The 25876-nt window shown below is 62.9% G+C and carries 1 protein-coding gene; it reads right to left on the reverse strand.

Going from position 1 to position 25876, the window contains the following annotated elements:
* Nucleotides 1-29: 29 nt before the first annotated feature.
* Nucleotides 30-25517, reverse strand: a complete 25488-nt coding sequence (locus ACP26L_RS18820) for a non-ribosomal peptide synthase/polyketide synthase (protein WP_426445350.1) — start codon at nucleotides 25515-25517, stop codon at nucleotides 30-32.
* Nucleotides 25518-25876: the final 359 nt, after the last annotated feature.

Genomic DNA, 25876 nt, shown 5'->3' on the forward strand with positions numbered 1-25876 from the left:
GGGTTTTGCTCTTGAATTGGTGGCGCCGATTATCTGATTACAGCAGCCCTCTCGTGGGATGGGCGCAATACCTCTTCCGCCAAAGCCAGATTCGCTGCACAGTTCACGGGGCCCAGCATCTGGTTATGCGTCCCGCTACCCTGCACGATCTGCAGCGTACCTTGGGTCAGGCTTCCCCATTCGGATGCCCGTCCGTTCCATAAGGCCCGCTGCTCTTCCCCGGCAATCTCTGCCTGAGCGAGAAGAATGTCGGCCTGAATGCAGCCGGTTTGTTCGAGCTGGATGAGATAAGCTTCGTAAGCCGTCATCTTCCGGATGATCTCTTCCCTCCTGCTCTCGATCAGCGACAGGTCCACTGAAGGATGGAACGAGGACAGGTGGCTCTGCAGCTCCTCGAAGGGATCTCCCGGCTCCTGGTCCACCGGCTGAGGGAGAGGCCCCAGCCTCGGGTAGCTGTCAAATAGCAGCAGCGCGGAGACCGTTCTTCCCTGCCGCTCCAGCTCCTTGGCGGTTTCGTAGGCCAGGCTGCCGCCTCCCGAATAACCGGCTAGCCGGATCTCCCCCTGCGGCTGATGCGCAGTTATCGTAGAGACATAGCGGGCGATGCGGTCTTCCTCTTCGATATAATCGAAGGCCAGCACGGCCGTCTGGTCCCGGAGCTCATGAGCCATTCCGGCAAAGACAAGACCATAGCCGATGACAGGCGGGAAGCAGAAGACCGGGTTCCCCCGTTCTTCGTTCCACAAGGTCCAAGGCTGAGCGGCGGTCCGTGCCTGCAGGCGTGCGGCCAGCCCGCGAACCGTTGCGTGGGCGAAGGCGTCGCCGATGCCGAGCTCCGCCCCGGTGTCCCGGTTCACCCGGCCGACCATCTCCAGCATCTTCATGGAATGGCCGCCGAGGTCGAAGAAGGAATCATGGACCCCGACGCGTTCCACTCCGAGCACGTCCGCCCATATTGCGGCGAGCTTCTCTTCCAGCTCTCCGGCAGGCGGCTCGTATGCTGCGATGTCCGCGGTGTGCGAAGGCTGAGGCAGCGCTTTGCGGTCGACCTTGCCGTTCGGGGTCAGAGGCAGCGCGGACAGCTGGACGAAGGCGGCCGGGATCATGTAGGCCGGCAGCGATGCTGCGAGGGCCGGACGGAGCTCTGATGTGCTGATGCTCCGATCCGCCGTATAGTAAGCGCAGAGCTCGCTTGCGCCGCGGTTGTCCAGGTAGGGCGCTACGAAGGCTTCCGTCAGTCCCTCCACCTGCAGGAGGCGGGCTTCGATCTCTCCCGGTTCGATCCGGTGGCCCCGGATCTTCACCTGATGATCGATGCGGCCGAGATATTCGATCGTCCCGTCCTCCAGCCAGCGGGCGGAATCTCCTGTACGGTACAGCCGCTCCCCCTTCACCCAAGGGTTTGCCGTGAATTTCTCCGCCGTGAGCTCCGGCCGGTTCAGGTAGCCGCGGGCTACCCCTGCGCCGGCTACGCAGAGCTCGCCTGCCGCCCCGACCGGTTGAAGTCGGTCGCCCGGCCCGAGAATATAGACTCTCGTACCCGGCAGCGGCCGGCCGATCGTGATCCGCAGCTCCCCGTTGGAGGGGGCAGGCTCCGGTGCCTTCCACGCGGTGGCGCAGATCGTCGTCTCGGTCGGTCCGTAGGCATTGACGTAAGTCAGATGCTCCGACCACCGCGTGACTAGCTCCGGCGTGGTGGCCGAACCGGCCGTAACCAGCAGCCGGAGTGCGGGCAGCCGCTCCGGCTGCAGATGCACGAGGTACGTTGGCGGCAGTGTAAGCACGGTAAGAGCGGCATCGGCGGCGTAGCGTTCGAACGCGCCCGCTTCGCGGATCGTTTCGTCGGGCGGGATATATAAGGCGGCTCCGGTAAGCAGAGCCATGCCGATCTCCCATACGGAAGCATCGAATGAGATGCTGGCGAACTGGCCGATGCGGTCTTCAGGGCGGATGCCCAGATCGTTCTTCCAATAGGCGGACAAGTTCGCGAGTCCCCGATGCTCGACAACAATGCCTTTGGGCCGGCCGGTCGTGCCCGAGGTATAGATCAGGTAGGCGGCCGATTCCGGAGCCGCCTCATCGGCATCGTGCCGCTCTGACGCGGCTGGCTCCTGCTGACCCTCCTCCCGCTCCTTCGGCGAGGCTTCCGTCCCGTCCGCCAGCCAGCTTTCTGCGAACTCCGCTGCGCCGTGCCACTCCCCGCCATACCCGGCGAGAATCTCGCGTCGGGTGAGCAGCAGGCTTACGCCGCTGTCCTCGAGCATGTAGGCGATCCGCTCCGCAGGATAAGCCGGATCGACGGGCAGGAAGGCTCCGCCTGCCTTGAGAATGGCGAGCAGGCCGACGATCTGCTCGACGGACCGCTCCAGGAACAGCCCGACCGGCTCCTCGCCGCGGACACCCAGATGGCGCAGCCGTGCGGCAAGACGATCGGAGAGCCGGTCCAGTTCCCGGTAGGTGAGCCGTCCTGCACGGCCAACCACCGCAGGACGGTCCGGATGCAGCAGCGCCTGTTCCTTGAACAGCTGATGGAAGGTCTGCGCGGCGGGCCAGCAGGCTTCCGTCGCGTTGAAATCTTCGGTGAGCCGGACCCTCTCCGCATCGGTCAAGATGTCGAAGGAATCCAGTCTGCCCTCCGGTGCCTCCAACAAGCTGCCGATCAGTTGGAGGAAATGGGCTGCCATGCGTTCGACCGTCTCCCTTTTGAAGAGAGCCGAGCTGTATTCGAACCCGAAGTGCAGTCCATCCTCTTCTTCCGCTGCGTTCAGGGTTAGGTCAAACTTGGATACGGTATGCTCCGCCGGGTACGGGCTCAGGGTCAATCCGCCGGCTTGAAGCTCCTGCCGTTCGGTATTTTGGAGCACGAGCATGGTGTCGAACAGCGGATTGCGGCTGAGGTCCCTGCGTACGCCGAGCTTCTCCACCAGCAGCTCGAACGGATATTCCTGGTGTTCGAACGCACCGAGTGCCGTTTCCCTAACCTCTTGAAGATAGTCAAGGAACGTAAGATCCCGTCTCGGTTTGACGCGCAGCGCCAGGGTACCCACGAACATGCCGAGGACCTGTTCCAAATCCGCGTGCGGCCTTCCCGCGGTCGGCGTGCCGATGATCATGTCTTCGTCGCCGCCGTACTTGGACAGCAGGATGCTGTAAGCTGCCAGCAGGACCATGTACAGCGTGGAGCCGGAGCTGTCGGCGAGCTGGCGCAGCTTCAGGCTTGCCGCCGCGTCAAGAGTGAATTCGACAAGTCCGCCGTCGAAGCTCTGCCGCGCTCCTCTTGCATAATCGGCCGGCAGGCTGAGCACCGGCAGCTCGCCTTGGAATACGCCCAGCCAGTACTCCTCCTGTTCGCGGATGATCCCCCCGGCCAGCTCCTCCTGCTGCCACACCGCATAATCCTTGTATTGAAGCGGCAGCGGCGGCAGGGCATGGCCCGCATACAGCGCGGCCAGCTCCCTGACCAGCACCGACATCGAGATGCCGTCCGAGATGATGTGATGGGTATCGAAGAGCAGCAAATGCCGATCCTGTCCAAGCGGCAGAAGACCTGCGCGAAGCAGCGGAGCCGAAGCCAGGGAGAACGGACGGACGAACCGCCGGATGACCCGGGGGATCGCTTCCGGCTCGGAGGCATCGTCTGTGAACCGCTGCATCTCGAACGGAATATCCGGGAGGATGCGTTGAACCGGTTCCCCGTTCAAGGCAGTGAAGGACGTCCGCAGCGCCTCATGGCGCCGGATCAAGGAACGGAACGTTTCCTCCAAGCGGCCGGGCTCCAGAGGGCCCTCCACGAGAAGGACACCCGGCATATTATATCCTGTATGCTCTCCGGCCAGCTCGCTCAGAATATAGAGCCGTTTCTGCGGCGAAGACACCGGGTAAACCTCGCGAGGCTCTGCCGGCTGAATGCGCAGATCGGCGCTCCGTTCGGACCGTTCCAGCGCCTTAGCCATATCCTCCAGCACGGGAAGGCGGAAGATCTCCCGCAGGGGAAGCGTGCGGTTCATCTCTTTGTAGACCCGTGCTGCCAAGGTCATCGCCCGAAGGGAGTGGCCGCCAAGCTCGAAGAAATGGTCCTTGATGCCGACCGGCTGTGGCAGTCCGAGCACTTCCATCCAGAGTGCCGCAAGCCTCGTCTCGGTGTCGCTGCGCGGGGCGGCAAAAGCTTCGCGGCTGATGAGAGTGAGGTCAGCGGCAGGCAGTGCGCTGCGGTCGACCTTCCCGTTCGCGGTGAGCGGTATGCGTTCGAGCTGCATGCAGGCGGCAGGGACCATATACCCCGGCAGCTCGCGGGAGAGGCCCGCCCTGATATCCCGGGCCTGCAGCTCCACCTCCGCCGTGTAGTAGGCGTAGAGCTGCATCTGTCCGCTCCCGTCCTCCTTGGCGTTGACAACCGCTTGGGTTACGCCGCGGATCCGCCTGAGGGCATCTTCGATTTCGCCCAGCTCGATGCGGTAGCCGCGGATTTTGACTTGATCGTCGGTCCGTCCCAGGAATTCGATGCTGCCGTCCGGCAGCCGTCGGGCCCTGTCCCCTGTCCGGTACAGCCGGATGCCGGGGAGCGCGGGACGCTCCGTGAATTTCTCCGCCGTGAGTCCGGGCTGGTTGGCATATCCCCTGGCAAGCCCTGCGCCCGCCAGGTACAGCTCGCCCGCCGCGCCGGCCGGCTGCAGCCCGCCGTACTCATCCAGGATGCAGACGGCCATATGCTTGATCGGATGGCCCAAGGTAACCCGTTCATCCGCTCTGCAGCGGCTGACAAGCACATCCACCGAGGCTTCCGTCGGTCCGTAATGGTTGAAGAGCTCGTAGCCTTTGGCAAGGAGGGCATCCTTCAATTCCTCCTCGAGCCGTTCCCCTCCGCAGATCAGGGCCTGAAGCGATTCGATCCGTTCTTCTTCGGCGAGAAGCTCTCTCATCAGCATCGGCGTCGTATTGAGCAGCTTGATCCCATGCCGTCCGATATAGTGACGGAACACCGGTCCGTTCAGCAGGGTTTCCTTAGGGATACAGTGCAGCTCGGCCCCATAGAGCAGCGTGCCGAAGATCTGCTCGAGACTCGGGTCAAAGGTATACTCCGTGGTCAGCATGACCGCCGGCTGCAGGTAAGGGGCATAGGTGTCATGGAACCACGTGACCGTGTTCAGGATACTTCGGTGCTCGATCTGTACGCCCTTCGGTCTTCCCGTCGTCCCGGAGGTATAGAGAAGGTAGGCCAGCTCGCCGGGGCCGCCTGCCGGCTCGGGATTGCGGGAAGACGGAGTGCACGAAGCACCGTCATCCAGCAGGACGGCCCGCAGGGTACCGGGAATCCGTTCCATCAGTTCCTGCTGCAGTACCACCGCTTGCGCCCCGGCATCTTCAAGAATGTAACGGATGCGTTCCGGAGGCAGCTCCGTGCCGATCGGCACGTAAGCCGCGCCCGATTTGAGAATACCGAGGATGCCGACGATCATCTCCACCGAGGGCTTCGTCATCAAGGCCGCTGCTGACCCAGCACCGATGCCCAGGCTCCGCAGAGTTACCGCCAGACCGTTCGCCCTTTCATTGAGCTCCCGATAGGTCAGGCGCTCTTTGCCGCAGACAACGGCGACGGCCCCCGGCGTCCGGGCAGCCTGTTCCTCGAACAGTCCATGCAGCGTGTGCGCCGTCGCCCCGGCCGCTTCTTCTCCGATTTGACCAAAACGTTCCAAGAGGTGCTGGCGCTCCGCGTACGTGATCATCCGCAGGGAAGCGATGGACGCTTGCGGAGTGTCCAGCACCGAATCGATCAGCTGCAGGTAATGCTCAGCGAAGCGTTCCACCGTCTCCGGCCGGAATAAGGCGGCCGCAAAGTCGAAGGTGCAGATGAGGCTCTCGCCTTGATCCTCCGCTGTCAGTGACAGGTCGAACTTGGCTGCGGCCGATTCCCCGCCGCAGGGCTTCAGCACGAGCCCGCCCACTTCCAGTGGACCTTCCATGGCCTGCTGGAGGGCAAACATCGTATCGAACAGCGGATGGCGGCTCGGGTCCCGTGGGATTTCAAGCTTGTCTATCAGGGACTCGAAGGGGTAATCCTGATGCTCGAAGGCTCCGAGAGCCGTCTCTCTTACTTCCTGCAGATAGCCGAGGAAGGATTGGGTTCCAACCGGGCAGGTCCGCAGGGCCAAGGTATTGACGAACATACCTTGGACGGCGGCGAGGTCCGGATGCCCTCTGCCTTCTGACGGCGTACCGACAATCACATCGGAAGCACCGCTGTACTTGGCGAGAAGCACCGTATAGACGGCGAGCAGAACTACATACAAGGTGCATTCCGACTGGGAGGCGAGCTCTTTCAGCCCGCGGGTACGCTCCGGATGAATCCGGAACTCGAACGATGAGCCTTCGAAGCTCCGCCGGGCGGCTCTGCCGAAGTCCACAGGCAGCTCCAGGACCGGCAGTTCACCCCGGAAACGGTTCAGCCAATAGTCCTCTTGGGTTTGCGCCTGCCGCAGGCCCTCCCCTTCCTGCTGCCATACTGCGTAATCTTTATACTGCCGTTGTACCGGCGCAGGTTCATGACCGGCGTACAATCCGGCAAAATCCGCCGACAGCATGCGCATGGAGGCGCCGTCCGATATGAGATGGTGCATGTCGAGCAGAAGCAGATGCCGCCCGTCCGCAAGCTCCATCAAGCCGGCGCGCAGCAGCGGCGCCTGTTCCAGGTTGAAGGGGCGCACGAAGCGCCGCATGGCGGCACGGATGGACTCGTCCTCACCGGCCCCGGTCGGAAGGGCTGTCCGCTCCCATCGTTCGATGGCAAAAGGAGCTTCCGCCCACACGCGCTGCACCGGCTCGCCCTGTACCAGATGGAAGCTCGTCCGCAGCGCTTCGTGACGGCGGATCAGGCCGCGGAGCGCATCCTCCAGCCCGGTGAGATCGAGCGGGCCTTCAAGCAGCAGTACGCCCGGCATGTTGTAAGCGAGCTCTCCCCCTTCGAGCTGGCTGAGAAGGTACAGCCTTCGCTGGGCGGAGGAAACGGGATAGTACTCCCGGTGTTCCACCGCGGGGATAGGCGCCGCCGTCCTGCGGTCCGAATGGAGTATTACCTGCGCCAAGCCCTCGATGGTCGGAGACTCGAAGATGTCCCTGAGGGAGACGCTGATGTCCAGCTCCTCGTAAAGCTTGGCCGCAAGTGCGGCAGCTTTCAGCGAATGCCCGCCGAGCTCGAAGAATGAGTCTGTAATCCCGATAGGCCGGGTACCGAGCACGCCCTCCCAGATCCGGACAAGCGAGGCTTCGAGCGCGGTTCTGGGGCCTGCCGCTGCCGGAGAGCGGAGTCCGCTATCCTGCGGTGCCGGCAGCCGGCCGCGGTCGATCTTGCCGTTCGGGGTCAGGGGCATCCGCTCCAGGCGAATGAGGTGGGCCGGAACCATATAGCCTGGCAGCCCCTTCGCGAGAGCGGCCCTCACGGCCGGCGGGGTCACTTCTCCCTCCGCGGTGAAGTAAGCGCAGAGCTGACTCTCGCCGTCCTCCTCTACTCGTGCAAGCACGACCGCTTCCACAATGCCCGGGAGCTCGGACAGCCGGGCCTCCACTTCACCCAGCTCAATCCGGTATCCCCTGATCTTGACTTGATGGTCGATGCGGCCGAGGTGCTCGAGGGTGCCGTCCGGCAGCCAGCGAGCCAGGTCTCCCGTCCGGTACAGCCGCTCTCCGGGCACGAACGGGTGGTCCGTGAATTTCTCGGCCGTGAGCTCCGGTCTTCCGAGATAGCCCCGGGCCAGACCGGCACCGGAGACGCAGAGCTCCCCGGCAATGCCCGGCGGCTGAAGCTGGCCCTCGCTGCCCAGAATGTAGACCCGGTGGTTGGCGATGGGCCGGCCGATGCTCACCCTCCGGTCGACCGCAGCCTCCAGGGAGGCCGGCCAGATCGTGGTGCAGATCGAATCCTCCGTCGGTCCGTAGGCATTGAAGTAGGCGACCCTGCCGCTCCACCGGCGGACCAGTTCGCTGGTGGACGCCGAGCCCGCCGTAATCAGAATCCGCAGGCTCGGCAGCTCCTCCGGAGCCAGGTAAGCCGCGTAGGCGGGCGGCAGCGTAGCGACGGTAATCCCGTGCCGGCCGATATACTCGCGGAGAAGGCGGTAATCCTTCACCTCTTCGGCGGACGGCAGATAGAGCGCGGCCCCGCAGAAGAGTGCCATGGTGATCTCGGACACGGAAGCGTCGAATGACATAGAAGCAAATTGAACGACCTTGTCCTCGCCACGGACACCGAATACTCCGTCGTAAGCCAGCTTGAAGTTCACGATGCCGCGGTGCTCCACCATGACGCCCTTGGGCCGACCCGTCGTTCCTGATGTATAGATGACATATGCGAGATCCCCGGGGGCAGCCCCCGTATCCGGATTGGAGCCGTCCGGATGGTAAGAAGCCTCGTCATCCAGCGCGATCCTTGTGCCTGCGAAGGGAACGTCGGCTCGGCAGCTCCCCGGCACAAGCAGCAGCCCGGCGCCGGAATCCTCGAGCATGAAGCGGAGGCGTTCCTCCGGATACTCGGGATCCACCGGTACATAGGCACCTCCGGCTTTGAGCACCGCCAGGATGCCGATAACCGACTCGGCCGATCGGTCGGCGAGAACCGCCGTGATGCTTCCTGCGCCTGCTCCGAGCCCCAGCAGGGTCCGGGCGAGCCGGTTGGCCCGCTCGTTCAGCTCCCGGTAAGTTAGCTGAACGGCTGCGCTGAGGAGAGCCGCCGCTTCCGGCGTCCGGGCCGCCTGATCTTCGATGAGCCCGTGAATCGTCTGCTCCTCTTCATACGCTGCAGCCGTATCGTTGAACGTTTGGAGGAGCTCTTTTGTCTCGGAGGCCGTAATGATCCCCAGGGAGGCCACGGGGGACCCCGGCGCTTCCAGGACAGCGTCAATGAGCTGCAGGTAATGGGCCGCCATGCGTTCGATCGTACTTTCATGGAACAAGGCGCTGCGGTACTCCAGGCTGCAGTGGATCTCATGCCGGTCTTCCGACACATTCAGCGTCAGATCGAATTTGGCCGCCGGCGCCGCCGACGGATAAGGCTTCAGTTCAAGACCGCTGTCTCCCGTCATGTCACGCTCCCTATTGTGCAGAGCAAACATCGTGTCGAAGAGCGGATGCCGTCCGGTGTCCCGCGGAACGTTCAGCTTGTCCACCAGCTCTTCGAACGGATAGTCCTGATGCTCGAGCGCCGCCAGCGTGGCTTCCTTGACTTCCCCAAGAAAGGCAAGGAAGGGTTTGCGGCCTTCGGGTCTGCTCCGCATAGCCAAGGTGCCGACGAACATGCCGATCAGCGGCTCAAGGTCCGGGTGGGGTCTTCCCGCTGCCGGGGTGCCCACGATGATGTCTTCCTGTCCGCTGTACTTGGCGAGCAGCACATGATAGAGCGCCATCAGCAGCATATACATCGTCGTGCCGGAAGCGGCCGCGAGACGGCGCAGACCGGAGAGCTGGGCCCCTTGGATGACAAAATCCACAGTGCCTGCCTCAAAACCGGGCCGCCCGCTCCTCGGTTTATCCGTTGGCAGCTGGAGAAGCGGGAGCTCCCCTTCGAAGATGCCCAGCCAGTAGGCTTCCTGGGCCTCGAGCGCGGCCCGGCCCAGACCTTCGCGCTGCCACACCGAATAATCCTTGTATTGATTCTTCAGCGGAGGCAGCGGATTTCCTTCATACAGCGCGGCGAACTCCCGAGTAAGGATGTTCATGGACGTACCGTCCGAGATGATATGATGCATGTCGTACAGCATCAGATATCGGCCGGGAGCCGTCTCCAGCAGGCCGACTCTCAGCAGCGGCGCCTGATCCAGCCGGAACGGACGGATGAATTCGCGAATACGCGCCCCGATCTCTTCCGGACTCTGACCGCTGAGGGGCGGCAGATGTTCGACCGCCCATTCTACCCCCTCCTGGACACGCTGCGCCGGCTCGCCGTGGATCATCTCGAAGCTGGTCCGAAGGGCTTCGTGTCTTGCGATAAGTGTCCGGAACGCTTCCTCGAACCGGAGAGGATCCAGCGGGCCCTCCACGGATACGACGCCCGGCATATTGTAGCTGAGCTCACCGCCGACGAGCTGGCTGAGGATATAGATTCGTTTCTGCGTGGAGGAAACCGGGTAATACGCCTGCTCCTGCGCCCGGGGAAGGGGAACGTATGCGCCCTGCTCCCCGGCATCGATCAGCTCGGCCATGGCTTCCAGCGTAGGGTGGCGGAAGATGCCGCCAAGCGGCACATTGCGGTGCAGATCCCGGTAGATACGGGCCGACAGCGCGGCCGCCCGCAGCGAATGACCGCCGACCTCGAAGAAGCTGTCTTTCCTTCCATAGCTCCCCCCGCCTAGCACCTCGAACCAGATGCCTGCAAGCCTCAGCTCCGTCGCCGTCTGCGGGGCTTCATAGACCATGCCACCGCGGCTGTGCTCTCCCGGAGCCGGCAGAGCCGCCCGGTCGATCTTGCCGTTAGGCGTCAGCGGCAGCCGCTCAAGCTGCACGAAGAACGCGGGGATCATATAGCCGGGCAGCTCTGCGGCCAAAGCCTGCCGGAGTTCGGATGGAGCCGTTTCGCGGCCGGAGGTGAAGTAAGCGGCGAGCTCGATACTGCCGTCTGCACGCTCCCCTGCGCTCACAACGGCCTCCTCGATCCCCTCCAGCCGCAGGAGCCGGGCCTCTATCTCACCGAGCTCGATCCGGTGGCCTCGGATCTTCACCTGCTGGTCGATCCGCCCGATATACTCGAGCGTACCGTCCGGCAGCCAACGGGCCAGGTCTCCCGTGCGGTAGAGGCGCTCGCCGGAGACAAACGGATTCTCCGTGAACTTCTGTGCCGTCAAGCCTTCCTGCCCCAGATACCCGAGCGCAAGTCCGCTCCCTCCGAGGCACAGCTCTCCCGGTACGCCGACCGGCTGCAGAGCGCCTTCCCTGCTCACCACATAAGCGGTTGTGCCGCTCAGCGGCCGCCCGATCGGCACATTCGGCACGTGTTCCTCCAGCCTGTCCAGCTCATGGAATGTGGCGAACACCGTGGTTTCCGTAGGACCGTACACGTTCATGAGCCGTCCCGGACCCAGATGCTCCAGCGCTATGCTGACATGCCGCACCGATGCCCGCTCGCCGCCGAAGAGAACCTTCCGGGTCCCCGACAGCGCCCCCGCGTCCGTGTCGATCAAGGCATTGAACAGGGATGTCGTCAGGAACAGCACGGTGATCTTTTCTCTCTCCAGTGTCCGGGCCAGCCGGTGCAGATCCAGGATCTCTTCCATGGGAAGGAGCACAAGCCGGCCACCGTTCGCCAAGGCAGCCCAGAGATCGAACACGGAGCCGTCGAACGCATAGTTGGAAAGCTGAAGAATCCGGTCACGCTCATCGAGCGCCAGATAGTTCGTTCCCTTCACCACCCGCAGCACGCTGCGGTGGGCGGTCAGGATGCCCTTCGGCCGCCCGGTCGTACCCGATGAATAGATGATGTAGGCCGGGTCATCCGGGCATGAGGCAGACCCCAGGTTGGAGCCGTCCTCATCGTAGGAGGACGGATCGTCTACCCCAATCCGCGGTCCTTCGTAGGAGACCCGCGGAGATAGGTCCTGCTGCAGGAGCAGCAGCCGTGCCCCTGAATCTTCCAGCATGTAGCGGATACGTGCCTCCGGATAATCCGGATCGATCGGCACATAGGCGCCGCCGGCCTTGAGGATGGCCAGGAGGCCGACGACCATCTCAAGGGAACGGTTCGTGAGCAGTGCTGCCGGCATACCGGTACTAAGACCGGCCCGTCGCAGCGTACGCGCGAGACGGTTCGCCCGGGTGTTCAGCTCGCGGTAGGTGCACCTTTCGTCGCCGAAGGAGACGGCGATTCCATCCGGCGTCCGCTCCTCCTGCGCTTCAAAGGCTTCATGCAGCGTGCTCCTCCACTGCCTGCTGTCGCCGCCGGCCGTATTGAAGCCGTGAAGCAGCTGCGCTTCTTCCGCCGGTGTCAACAGCGGCAGCTCCGAGAGCTTGGTGTCCGGGGCGCTGCAGACGGCACGAACCAGCTGCAGCAGATGTTCGGCCATCCGCTCGGCGGTCTCCCGCTGGAAGAGCGCTGTGGCGAATTCCAATGTGCATTCGATGGTCTCCTCCCGCTCCACCGCGTTCAGAACCAGATCGAACTTTACTGCCGGGGTGACCGGCTCGTGAGGCTCCAGCCTGAGCCCTTCCGCTTCCCATGCCTGCCGCTTCGTATTTTGCAGAGCGAACATCGTGTCGAAGAGCGGGCTGCGGCTGCTGTCTGCGGCCGCTCCCAGCTTCTCTACCAGCTTGTCGAACGGATAATCGCCATGCTCGAAAGCCTGAAGGGCTGTCTCTCTTACCTCCTGCAAATAAGCAAGGAAGGTCATGCCGCTGACCGGATGGCAGCGGAGGGCAAGCGTGTCCACGAACATCCCGATCAGCGGTTCGAGATCGGGATGATGGCGCCCCGCCGCTGGGGTGCCGACCACCAGATCATCGGCCCCGCTGTATCTGGACAGCAGGGTGGTATACACCGCAAGCAGCACCATATACAAGGTCGTGCCGGTCCGGGCGGCAAGCTCCCGCAGCCGGCGGCCGGCATCCGCGTCGATCGTGAACCGGAACGCGTCGCCCTCGTAGTGCCGGACAGCACCGCGCGGATAATCCGTGGGCAGCTCCAGCACGGGCAGGCTGCCTTCGAAGGTTTGCAGCCAATAGGCTTCCTTGCGCTTCATCGCCGGGCTCTCCAGCTCCGCCTGACGCCACAGTGTGTAGTCCTTGTACTGGATGTTCAGCGGAGGCAGCGTCTCTCCGGCGTAGAGGGCCGCGAATTCCTCCATGAGAATCCCCATGGAAACCCCGTCCGAGATGATATGATGCATGTCAAACAGCAGGACATGGGAGCCGGAAGCCTGACGGACGCAGCCTACTCTCAGAAGAGGCGCTTCCGCTAATGGAAACGGCCGTACGAACCGGCGTATGCAAGCCGTGAGATCGTCTGCTTCGGCGATCACCTCTGCGGGCAGCTCCAGCCGGAAGTCCACCTCGTCGTGTATCCGCTGTACCGTCTCCCCGTTCACGGTATGGAAGCTCGTGCGGAGCGACTCATGACGCTGTATCATCTCCCGGAACGCGGCTTCGAGCCGGGCCGGATCGAGCGCCCCGCGGACGGTCAGCGCACCCGGCATGTTATAGCTGAGCTCGCCGCCCTCCCGGAGGCTGAGGAGATAGATCCGCTGCTGGGCGGAGGACACCGGATACGTTTCCCGCACGTCCGCTGCGGGGATTGGAGCTAGCTCCGCACGGTCCAAGCTTTCCAGCCGCTCCGCCTGCCCTTCGAGCGTGGTGAAGCGGAAGAGGTCGGCCAGCGGAATGCGGCGCTGCAGATCTTGGTGAATCCGGGCGGCCAGCGCTGCCGCCCGGAGCGAATGCCCGCCGAGCTCGAAGAAATCATCGTGCAGGCCTACCCTGCTGACGCCGAGCACCTCCTGCCAGAGCGACGCCAGCTGCACCTGCAGCGGTGATCCCGGTGCGGTGTAGGTTTCGCCTTCCTCCATGCCGCGAGGCTCAGGTAATGGCAGGGCCTGCCGGTCGACCTTGCCGTTGCGCGTAAGCGGCATCTGCTCGAGCTGAACGAAGGAGGCCGGCATCATATACCCGGGCAGCGATGCGGATAGAGCGGACTTCAACTTGCGTCCGGTGTAAGTCCGGTCCGCTGTGAAGTAAGCGCACAGTTGCTTCTGGCCGGCCTCGGCCTCGTATGCGGCCACGACGGCTTCCCGCACGCCGGTGAGGGCTAGAAGCTTGCTTTCGATCTCCCCGAGCTCGATGCGGTAGCCGCGGATTTTGACCTGATGATCCAGACGTCCCAGATACTCGATCGTACCGTCCGGCAGCCAGCGGGCCAGGTCGCCTGTGCGGTACATCCGCTCTCCCGGGAAGAACGGGTCGTCGACGAACTTCTGCGCAGTGAGCTCCGGCCGGCCCAGGTACCCCCGGGACAGCCCGTCTCCCGCTACGCACAGCTCGCCCGCCACGCCTACTGGAAGCAGACGGTCTCTCGCGTCCACGATGTATGCACGCGAATTGCGGATCGGCCGTCCGATCGGAATCGAGGTGCCGATAGGCTCGCTGATCGGATAAGCCGTGGAGAACGTGGTATTCTCCGTCGGGCCGTAGCCGTTGACGACCAGCAGCCCGGGATGCGCGTCCTTGACCTTGCGGATGTGCACGGGCGACAAGGCGTCTCCGCCGACAATCAGCGTACGGAGACCGATGAAGAGCGCCGCATTCTGCTGAACAAGCTGGTTGAAGAGCGGAGAAGTCAGCCACATGACGGTGATCCGCTCTCGGCATACCGTCTCCTCCAGCAGGAAGGCGTCGAGCAAGGCATGCTCTTCCACCAGGTGAAGGCTCAGACCGTTCAGCAACGCGCCCCAGATCTCGAAGGTCGATGCATCGAAGACAAGGGCCCCGGTCTGCAGAATCCGGTCATCCGGCCGGAACTCGGTGTAATCCGTATTCCGGACCAGCCGCACCACACTGCGGTGTTCCACCATGACGCCCTTCGGTTGTCCCGTTGTGCCCGAGGTGTAGAGGATATAGGCCAGGCTCCGAGGACCGGCGGCCGGCTCCGGATTACGGCGCTCTTCATCCAAGGCGGCCTTTTCTCCAATGGAAACGCAGGTGATGCCAAAGCCGGCGGCCCTCTTCTCTTCATCCTGTACAAGATCCTGTACAAGATCTTGTACCAGAAGGAGCTCCGCTCCCGAATCCTCGAGCATGTAACGGATGCGTTCCTGCGGATAGGCCGGATCCACCGGTACGTAGGCTCCACCCGCCTTGAGAATGGCGAGCAGCCCGATCACGGTCTCCGGTGTGCGGGACGCCATAATGGCGACGGCACTTCCCTCCTGTACCCCACGTGCCCGCAGCAAGCCTGCCAGCCCGTTGGCGCGTTCGTTCAGCTCCCGGTAGGAAAGGCTCTTCCCGCCAAGAACGACGGCCGCCCGGCCCGGATAGAGCTCCGCCTGCTCCTCGAACAGAGCGCAGATCGACTGCTCCCGCGGATACTCCGCTGCCGTATCGTTGAACACCTGCAGGATCTGCTCCCGTTCTTCTGCGGTAAGCGGATCAAGCGAGACGACTGGACCATCCGGCTGCTCTGCCGTCTGCTCGAGCAGGCAAAGGAGATGTCCGCGGATCCGCTCCACCGCCTCCCTCGGGTAACGCCGGGCATTGTACTCCAGATGAATCTGCAGATTGTCACCGGGGATGACAATGACATTGAGATCGTAGTTCGTCTGTTCGGACGCATGGACACCGGTCACCGTCAATCCGGTTCCCTGAAGTCCGTCCGTACCTCCAAGGAGCTCCTCAGCCGGATAGTTCTCGAATGCGAGGATATGATTCACGAGCTCCTGCCCCTGTCCGCAGCGGGACTGGATCTCATAGAGCGGATAACTCTCGTATGCCCGGGCGGCCGCAGCCGTCTGCTGCACCTGTTTGGCCACGCCGGCGAAGGTGCTGTCCGGCCCGCATGCCACCCGCACGGGCACCGTATTGATGAACAGACCGAGCATGCGGTCCGCTCCGGCCAGCTCTGCCGGCCTTCCTGATACGACGCATCCGAACACGACATCCTGTGAGCCGTTATAATGCTGAAGCAGAATGCCCCACGCCGCTTGAATCCAACTGGACAGCGTAGTCCGCCGCTCTGCCGCCGCCCGGCTCAACCGGCCTGTCAACTCGCGGCCGATGGCGCAGGAAACCCGTTCCGCCTGCGGCTCTCCGGTCCCGCCCGGCAGGGCGCCGGGCACCTGCGTCTGTCCGCTGTACCCCTCGAGATATTCGCTCCAGTAAGCTGAGGCCTGTCCGGCATCCTGGCGTTCCAGCCAATCGATATACCTGCTGTAAGGCGCTGCGGCGGGAAGCTCCGGTATACGTTTCTCCATAAGGGAAGCATACGCGGTGAACACTTCCTCGACAATCAGCGCGAGGCACCACCCGTCCATCAGAATATGGTGGAAGCTCCACAGGAAGCGGTAGTCTTCTTCCCCCGTCCGCAGCACGCTCACGCGCATCAGGGTCCCCGAGCTGAGCTCGAAGGCCTCCGCCCTGTCCTCGGACGCATACGCATCCAGACGGGCCGGCACCGCTTTCCCGTCCAGCTCTCTCAGATCGGTATACCGGAGCTCGGGCTCCCTCCGGCGGAATACCGCCTGCACCGGCTCTCCGGTTCCCCTCTGCCTGAAGTTGGTGCGTAGAATGGCATGACGCTCCACAAGCAGGCGCAGGCTGTGTGCCAGGGCATCCAGATCCAGTCTGCCGTGGAGGTCAACCGCCGTTTGCTCAAAATAAGCTTCCGGCCGGCTGCCAAGCAGGTGGTGGAACAACATCCCTTTTTGCATAGGTGTGAGCGGGTACAGGTTCTCCAGCTCTCCGGTCCCCCGCACTTCTTCCGCGAAGACCTCCAGCTCCTCGATGCCCAGTCCCCTGACGAGAACGTCGCTTGGCGTCAGCTCCACCGTCTTCTGACCGGCGCAGTGGGCGATCACTTCCTCGAGGGAGGATTGCAGCTGATCGGCCAGTCTCTCCAGGGTCTCCCTTCGGAACTCGCTGCGGCAGTAGCTGATCTCAAAGAACAGCCTTCCCTCCGTGATCATCCCGTTGATATCGAGCACATATGGACGCCGGGCCAGCGGGCTGACGGCCGCACCGATCCCGTAAGGAGAGAGCGCAAAGCCGCTCCCCTTCAGGTCCTGGTCGAACTGTCCCAGATAGTTAAAAGAGATCTCCGGCTCCGCCGCCGCTTCCAGCTTCCCGGAGGACATATACCGCAGGATACCGTAGCCGAGTCCTTTGTACGGAACCGCCCGCAGGTTCTCCTTCACGGTTTTGATCTGCCGGCCCAGCGGCACGCCTTCCGCCGCCTGGAGAAGGATCGGGTACTGGCTCGTAAACCAGCCGACCGTGCGGGAGAGGTCGGGCCCGCCGGGCAGTTCTTCCCTGCCGTGCCCTTCGAGGTTCACCTTCACCTGACGGAGTCCGCTCCACCGGTGCACGGCCAGCGCCAGCGCCGTGAGCAGAATATCGTTGGGTTCCGTATGGTAGACGCCGTGAACTTCCTTCAACAGCCGGCTTGTGTCCGTCTCCGTCAGCTGAAGGACGACTGTATCGCTGTCGCCGATGACGGGCGCCGGGCATTCGCTGTCCTTCGGCAGCCTTCCGGGATCCGCGGCTTCGATTCCTTCCCAGTACGCCCACTCGCGCTCCCATGCCCCGCTCTCCGCGTCCCGCTGCAGCCGCTCCGCCCATTCCCGGAAGGAAGAGGACTTCTGCGGCAGCCGGATGTTCTGACCGCTCTGTGCCTGTGAGTACCCGGCGGCCAAATCCTCAAACAGGATGCGCCACGAAACCCCGTCCACCGCGAGATGATGGAGGGCGATGAACAGATGGTCGCCGTCAGGGCACTGGAACAGGCACAGGTTCAGCAGGGGGCCGGCGCTGAAGTCGATCCCGCTTTGGATCTCCTCCGCTTTGGCTTCCACCGCTGCGGCAATGTGCTCCGGCGCCTGCCTTCGCAGATCAACGACCTCCATGCGGAAGGCGTCGCCTTCGGCTGCGGCGCGGTTCCTCACCTGCGTGCCGCCGTGCTCATCCGTGAGCCATACGAGCCGGAGTGCGTCATGATGGACGGCAATGGCTTCCGCCGCCCGGCGCAGGGCTTCCGGTTCGAACCGTTCCCGACGGTACAGCATGACGGCCTGATTATAGTGATGCGGCTCGGCGAGGTCCTGATCTTTGAACCAATGCAGAATCGGTGTCAGTGGCACATCACCGGACACTTCCCCTTGGTCGACGCGGCTCCCTGCCGCACTCAGATGCGGGGCAAGCTCTGCGGGTGTCGGATAACGGAACAGATCCTTGAGATCGAGCCGGTACCCCTCCTGCAGCAGCTTGGAGGAGACCTGGATTGCCTTGATGGAATCCCCTCCGAGCTCGAAGAAGCTGTCGAGCACGCTGACGGCCCTGCCTCCGAGCACCGACTGCCAGGCAGAGACGACGGCCTGCTCCTGCGGGGTGCGCGGCGGTACGTATTCGGCGGCAGGCAGGTCCTGCGCCTGAGGGGCCGGCAGCGCTTTGCGGTCCACCTTCCCGTTCGGTGTAAGCGGCATCCGCTGAAGCTGTATCCAGTGGGCCGGCACCATATGGGAGGGCAGCGCGCCCGAGAGCATGGCCTTCAGCCCGACGAGGTCCAGAGTCTCCAACTCGTCGCGGGAGACGAGGTAGGCGCACAGCACCTTCTGCCCGCTCCCGTCTTCCCTTGCGGCCGCTGCGGCTTCTTTCACGTCGGGGTGGCGAAGAATCGCCGCCTCCACCTCGCCCGTTTCAATCCGGAAGCCGCGGATTTTGACCTGCTGGTCCATCCGTCCCAGATAGTCTATGTTCCCGTCCGGCAGCCACCTTGCCAGGTCGCCCGTCCGGTACATCCGTCCTCCGGGCAGGAAGGGGTCCGCGATAAACCTCTCCCCGGTCAGCTCCTCGCGCTTCCAATAGCCCCTTCCTGTGCCGTGCCCGCCGATATACAGCTCGCCCGGGATGCCTGCCGGCTGAAGGGATAACTGTTCATCCAGGATGTACATCCTCACGCCGGGCAGCGGCCTGCCGATGGGGAGCGGGCGGCGGGTCTGCGGCTCGGCCGGCTCGTAGAAGCAGGAGTCGATGCAGGCTTCCGTCACCCCGTAGCTGTTGAGTATCCTCATTTGTCTTCCATACCGCGTCTGCAGCTGCGCGAAGGCATCCGGCGGGCATACATCGGAACCGAGAACGAGCGTCTTCAGGAATCCGATCTCCCGTCCTCGGCCGTGGACATAGTCCATGAGAGGAAGAATCAGAGCAGGCGTGGATTCGAAAAAGCTGACTTGATGCCGTGCCATGAGCTCGTAGAGCCCCTCCGGATCCATGCGGACCTCGGAAGGACACAGGATTAGCCGGCCGCCGTGGAGCAGTGCACGGACGAGATCGCCCGTAAACACGTCGAAGGAGAAGCTGGCCCACTGCAGCACCCGGACACCGCCTTCGTCCAGACGGTACGCTTCGTTCCAGGCAGCTGCCGTCGCCGCCAGCTGTCGGTGCTCGATCATGACGCCTTTGGGCAGCCCGGTTGTGCCCGAGGTATAGATGATGTAGGCCAGGTGGGAGGCTTCGGACTGAGGCTCCAGGTTGTCGGGGCTCCCGCTGTAGGCCGCCTCTTCGTCCAGCAGGACCACCGCTCCGTCAAAGACCGTCCGCTCCGCCAGCTCCCGCTGGGTAAGCAGCACGGCAGCGCCGGAGTCTTCGAGCAGGTAACGGATGCGCTCCTGCGGATACTCCGGATCGACCGGCACATAAGCCCCTCCCGCCTTCAGGATGGCGAGGATGCCGACAATCATCCCGGCGGAGCGGCGAACCATGATGGCCGCCGGCCGGTCCGCGCCGATCCCTTGGGCGCGAAGCGTCCGGGCAAGCCGGTTGGCCCTCCGGTTCAGCTCCCCGTACGTCAGCGTCTCTTCGCCGAAGACTACCGCCGGCTCCTCCGGGGTTTTCTCCACCTGCTCCTCGAATAACTGATGAACCGTCTTTCCGGCATGCGGCGGCATTTCCTCCCGGAAGGCAGGATGGAAGCCGCTGAGCATCTGTGCCGTTTCCGCTTCCGTCGCAAGCTTAAGCTCTTTCACGGAGGCTGACGGATGGCTGACCATTTGGCTTAGAAGATGCAGCAGCCGGTCCCCAATGCTCTCCATGGCACCTGCCCCGAAGGCCAGGGCATTGTATTCCAGCTGAAGGCGAAGCGTCTCGCCCGGAATGACGGTCAGGTTCAGCTCGTAGTTCGTTTGTTCTGTAAGGGTCACATTCGTGAGCCGCAGGCCGGTACCGGTGCGCTCTCCCCACTGCTGAACCTGATCCTCCACCGGATAGTTCTCGAAGATGACGAGGCTGCGGAACAGCTCCTGCGACGGGCCGGCCAGCGCCTGAATCCGGTAGAGCGGGTACGTCTCGTACCGCCTCGAAGCCAAGGCGTCCGCCTGGATCTGTGCCAGCAGTTCGGCAACCGTGGTTTCCGCGCCGCAGCAGACCCGTACAGGAATCGTATTGATAAAAAGCCCCACCATCCGCTCGATGCCCTGGATCTCCGCCGGACGGCCCGATACCACGGTGCCGAAGACGACGTCCTCCCTGCCGCATGATTTGGCAAGCAGAATGGCCCAGGCCGCCTGGATCAAAGAGTGCAGCGTAACCTGTGTTTCCCTGGCCAGCCTGCCCAGCTCCCGGCTGAGGGCGCCGTCCAGATCATGCACAAGGACTTGAGGGTCATAGCCCTGTACCGTCCCGGGTTCGGCTGCGTCCGGCAGCTGTACCGGCCCTTCGAAGCCGGCCAGCACGTCCCGCCAATACCGCTCCGCCGCATCCGCGTCCTGCTCCGCCAGCCACCGGATATACTCGCTGAACGGGGTGATCGCAGCGGACGGCCCTGGCTTCGCAGCTCCCGCCAGCTGCGCATAAGTCTCGAATACTTCCTTGGTGATCAGGGACAGGCACCAGCCGTCCATGATGATGTGGTGGAAGCTCCACAGGAAGCGGTAAGCCTCCGGCCCCGTACGGATCACCGTCAGGCGCATGAGGTCTTCCCGGTCCATCCGGAAGCCCCTGGCTCGATCCTGCCGGGCCAGCGCATCGAGCTTGCGTTCCATCGCGGCTTCAGCCGTATCCCGAAGATCCAGCACTCGCAGCTCTCCGGTGCTCTTACGGAGCACCGCCTGCAGGGGTTCGTCTATCCATCCGGTGAAAATCCGGGTCCGGAGCACGTCGTGCCGCTGGACTAAGGCATGGTAGCTCGCCGAGAACGCTTCGAGATCGAGCGATCCTAGCACATCAAAGGATGCCTGCTGAAAATAAGCGGAAGACTCCGCATCGAGCAGCGAATGGAACAGCATTCCCTGCTGCATCGGCGTGAGGGGATATATGTTCTCCAGCTCCCCAGCCGACCGCACTTCGGCCGTGAACCGTTCCAGCTCTTCCAGCGTGATGCCTTGGGCGAGCACGTCGCTTGGCGTCAGCTCCTGCCCTTCCTTGGAAGCACAGTGCGCGATGATCTCCCGCAGATCGCGGTGCAGCCCGCTGCCGAGCCGCTGCACCGTCTCCTTACGGAACTCCCCCGGACTGTAGGCGATCGTCAGTGACAGCACGCCATCCCGGATCCAGGCATTGATATCCAGCGGTACGCTTCGGATTCCTTCCCCGCTCTGCAGTCTTCCTGCCGGAAAGGGAGAGATCTGCAGGCCGTGCGCCTGCAGATCTTGATCGAACTGTCCCAGGTAATTGAACGAAATCTCAGGTTCTTCGCCCGTCTCGAAGCCGTCCTCGCTCAAGTACTTGAGAAGGCCATAGCCGATTCCCTTGGCCGGCACTTCGCGGAGCCGTTCTTTGACGCGCTTGATCCTTCCAGGCAGCGGCTCCTTCGTCCCGGTCTCGAGGACGACAGGATATCTGCTTGTGAACCAGCCCACGGTTCGGGAGATATCCAGCTCCGGAACCACAGGCTCCCGGCCGTGCCCTTCCAAGGTAATCCGGACACGCGGCAGGGAGCACCACTGCCCGACAGCCAGTTCAAGGGCGGCGAGCAGAATATCGTTGATTTCCGTACGGTAAGCGCGGTTCACTTCGGTCAGAAGCTTCTCCGTCTCTTCCTTGGTCCATTCTACGGTGAGCGTCTCGCTGTCCTTATTCTTCAGAGAGCCTCCCTGGGCATCTTTGGGAAGAGGCAAGCTCTCTTTGGCTGCCGCTGCTTCCCAGTAGCTTCGCTCCTGCTGTGCGGTTTCACTGCCGGCATAGAGGGACAATCCCTCGGCCCAGTCGCGGAAGGAATCGGACTTCGCCGGGAAGACCGGCACTTGTCCGGAGGCCGCCAGCGCGTAGCCCGCCGCCAGATCTTCCAGGAGAATCCGCCAGGACACTCCGTCGACGGCCAGGTGGTGCACGGCGATCAGCAGGTGATCACCGTCGGGGCAGCGCATCAGCCCGAGCCGCACGAGCGGCCCCCGCTCCAGATCCATGCCGCTCTGCACTTCCTCCGCCTTGGAGGTAACCGCCTCCTGCAGACCTGCCCCCTGCCACCCCGTAAAGTCGGCGGTCTCGAGGTGGAACAGTGCGCCCTCTCCGGCCCCGCGGTTCCATGCTTCGATCTTCCCGCTTGGACCGGTGCGCAGAATCAAACGAAGAGCATCATGATGCTTCACCATGGCTTCCACCGCCGTCCGCAGAGCCCCTTCCTCGAAGCGCTCCTCCCGGAACAGCATAACGGCCTGGTTGAAATAACCGGGCTCCGCAAAGCGCTGCTGGAGGAACCAGCTCTGGATCGGCGTAAGGGGAACCGCACCCTGGACCTCTCTCTGGTCGGCCCGGCGGGTTACCGGGTGCAGCAGGCTGCTGAGCTCAGCGATCGTAGGATGCTGGAAGAGATCCTTCATCTCCAGCCGGTAGCCGGCCTGCAGCAGCCGGGAGGATACCTGGATCGCCTTGATCGAGTCGCCGCCGAGGTCGAAGAACCGGTCGAACCGGCCGACCGGCCCGGAGCCGAGCACGGACTGCCACACGGAAGCCAGGAGCTCTTCCGACGGACCGCTCGGGGGCTCGTATGCCGCAGCTGCGGACAGCTCCGCCTGAGGTGCCGGCAGCGCCTTTGCATCGATTTTGCCGTTGGGGGTCAGGGGCATCCGTTCCAGCTGCATGAAGTAGGTCGGCACCATGTAGGCGGGCAGCTCACGGGACAAGGCCTCCCTTAGCTTGCCGGGCTCAAGTATCGCTTCTGAAGTGAGATAGGCTGCTAGCACGGAATGGCCGCTGCCGTCTTCCCTGGCGGCCACCACGACTTCCCGGATCGAGGGCTCGGCCCGCTTCAGCCGGTATTCGACCTCCGCCGGTTCGATCCGGTAGCCGCGTACTTTGACCTGCTGGTCGATCCGTCCCAGGTATACGATGCTTCCATCTGGCAGGCGCTTGGCGAGATCCCCTGAGCGGTACAGCCGTCCGCCGGGCTCGAACGGATTGCGTACGAATTTCTCGGCGGTGAGCTCGGGACGGTTCAGGTACCCCCTGGCCAGCCCCTCGCCTGCAATGCACAGTTCCCCGGCCACACCGATGGGTACCTGCTGGAGATCCGCATCCACGATATACACGCGGTGATTCGGCAGCGGCGAGCCGATCGGCACCTCGAAGAACGCGTCCAGCGGCGCTTCCGGAGACCAGACCGTGGTACAGATGGAGTCTTCCGTCGGTCCGTACGCATTGTAATAGCGGACATGCTCCTTCCAGCGGTGGACGAGATCGGGGGAAGCCGCTGAACCTGCGGTAATCAGCCTTGCCAGCGAAGGCATCGAAGCCGGATCCAGGTGGATGGCATAGGCCGGAGGCAGTGTCGCCGTCGTGATCCCCTGCTCTGCGGCGTATGCTTCGAAGGAGCGGTAGTTCGTGATGTCCGAAGCGGCCGGCAGGCATACCGCCGCTCCGCAGAAGAGCGCCATATAGATCTCCCAGGCGGATGCGTCGAACGAAGCGCTGGCGAACTGCACCACCCGGTCTTCTTCCCGTATCCCCAAGGTGTGGCGGAAGTAGGGCTGGAGATTGCATAATCCCCGGTGCTCCACCACGACGCCCTTGGGCCTGCCCGTCGTACCTGACGTATAGATGACATAGGCAGCCGAGCCGGGGCCGGCGAAGGAAGGCAGGTTCGGCGTGCCGCCAGCAGCGGCACGATCTTCCGTCAACGGGATGCGGGTCCCCTCAAACGCGACAAGGTCCAGCATATCGGCTGCGCCGAGCAGCAGCTTCGCCCCCGAATCCTCCAACATGTAGGCGATCCGCTCCTGCGGATACTCGGGATCCACAGGCACGTAGGCTCCGCCCGCTTTGAGTATGCCCAGCATGCCGACGATCATCTCGACCGAGCGGTCGGCCAGAAGCGCTGCAAGCTCACCTTCCTTCAGTCCGTGCTCCCGCAGGGTGAGCGCCAGCCGTCCCGCCCGCTCGTTCAGCTCCCTGTAGCTCACGGCCCGCTCGCCGTATACGACGGCGGTATGCTCCGGCGTCCGCTGCGCCTGCTCCTCGAACAAGCCGTGGATCGTGCTTCCCGCGGGATAAGGGGAGGAGGTCAGATGGAACGCGGCAAGCTGCGCCTCTTCGCCCGCATCCATAACGGATAAGGTGGACAGCGGTGCCTCCGGATTCTCCGCCTTCCTGCCGATCAAGGTCAACAGCCGGCGGCTCATCAGGAGGATTTCTTCCTCGCTGAACAGCGAGGTCCGGAAATCAAAATGAAGCCGCATCTGCCCTTCATCGGTGAGCTCTTCCACCCGCAGCAGCAGATCATTGATCTCATGTCCGCAAAAATCGGTATGCAGTGTGGCCGAGAGATCTCCGTAGCCCTGGCTTTTCATCGGGCGGTATTCGATGGCGGCGCCAAACAGCCGGTTCAGACCCGGTGCGCGGAGAACTTCCCGCAGCTCTTGGATCAGCCGGTTATAGGGATACTTCTGGTGGCGCAGCATGCCTGACTGCTCCTTCGCCGTGCTCCTCAGCAGCATGGCGGTGCTGGAAGCCGGGTCGATGACGACACGGGCAGCGGCCGTACTGGCGAACATGCCGATGCGCTCTTTATCCTGCGGCCCGGTCCGGTTGGTATATATCGTTCCGACGGGAATGTCCAGACCCCCGGTGACCTTGTGGATATAGAGCGCATAGGCCGCGAAGAAGAACGTAAACAGGCTCACCTGCCGGGCTGCGCAAAGCTCCTTCAAGGTGCTGTACATTCCGCTGTCCAGATGAACCGAATGCCGCTTGGCCGATGTATCTTCCACGGCGGTCAGGCGGGGCTTGAGCTCCGCCCCTTCCGGCAGGGAACTGAACTTGTTCAGCCAGTACTGACGGTCCTTCGCTCTCCGTTCGGAGACTTCATAGGCTTGCTCGGCGGACAGCGTCTCTAGAAACCCGCGTCTGTTGATTGCAGAAGAGCGGCCCTCTTTCCGATGCATATAGCATTCCATGATCCGCTCGCCGATCAGCTGGGAGGAGATGCCGTCGAAGGCGATATGGTGCGCTTTGAAATGCAGCCAATGCTCCGTCCCGCCGATCTTCAGGATCGAGAAGGTATAGAGCTCCGTGTCCAGCCAAGGAACGGGCGTCCGGTTGACGGTGTTCAGCCAGCACTCGGCCTCTTCCTTATCCCCCTGGAAATCCAAGAGAGGCACACGAAGGTCATCCACAGGCGGCTGCACATACTGTCCCGCCCCTTCCTCTCCGGTTGAGATCCGGATATGAAACGCATCGTGCTCCCGGATCACATCACACACGGCCTGTTCCAGAATGCCGGCATCCAGTGTTCCGAGGATTACAATTCTTCCGGCAATCCACGAGGCGGTTGTTGAGGGGAATAGCTGTTCTGTGTACCAGATTCTCTGCTGGGCTTCTGTAAGCGGTCTGATTTTCGTCGTCTCGGGTCTCAATCTCGTTCTCTCCTCTATGGATACTATGAATTGAAATTGAACAGGTTGATGAACAAGAACAACAGGAAGGTGAATCCGGGCCGGGAGGGATTGATATCGATGTGTGGACGTTTCGCTTAGGTGATGTGTTTGGGTCATACGAGAAGGAAGTATTTTGTCAGACTATGCTTAATAAGGTGAATTAACCAAATCATATCACAGGTTTTTGCGCTTTGAAGTCCTTATACTATAATTTAACATTCTGTTAACTAAATCTTTACGAGAATGACAACAAAGAAGGAACAGCGCCCGCAAACGCGAAAAATGCCGCTGCGATATTGGAGCGATGGGACAATTGACAACGAACAGAAGGGTATCTT

The sequence above is a fragment of the Paenibacillus sp. S-38 genome (assembly GCF_049942825.1).
GTDB lineage: Bacteria > Bacillota > Bacilli > Paenibacillales > NBRC-103111 > Paenibacillus_G.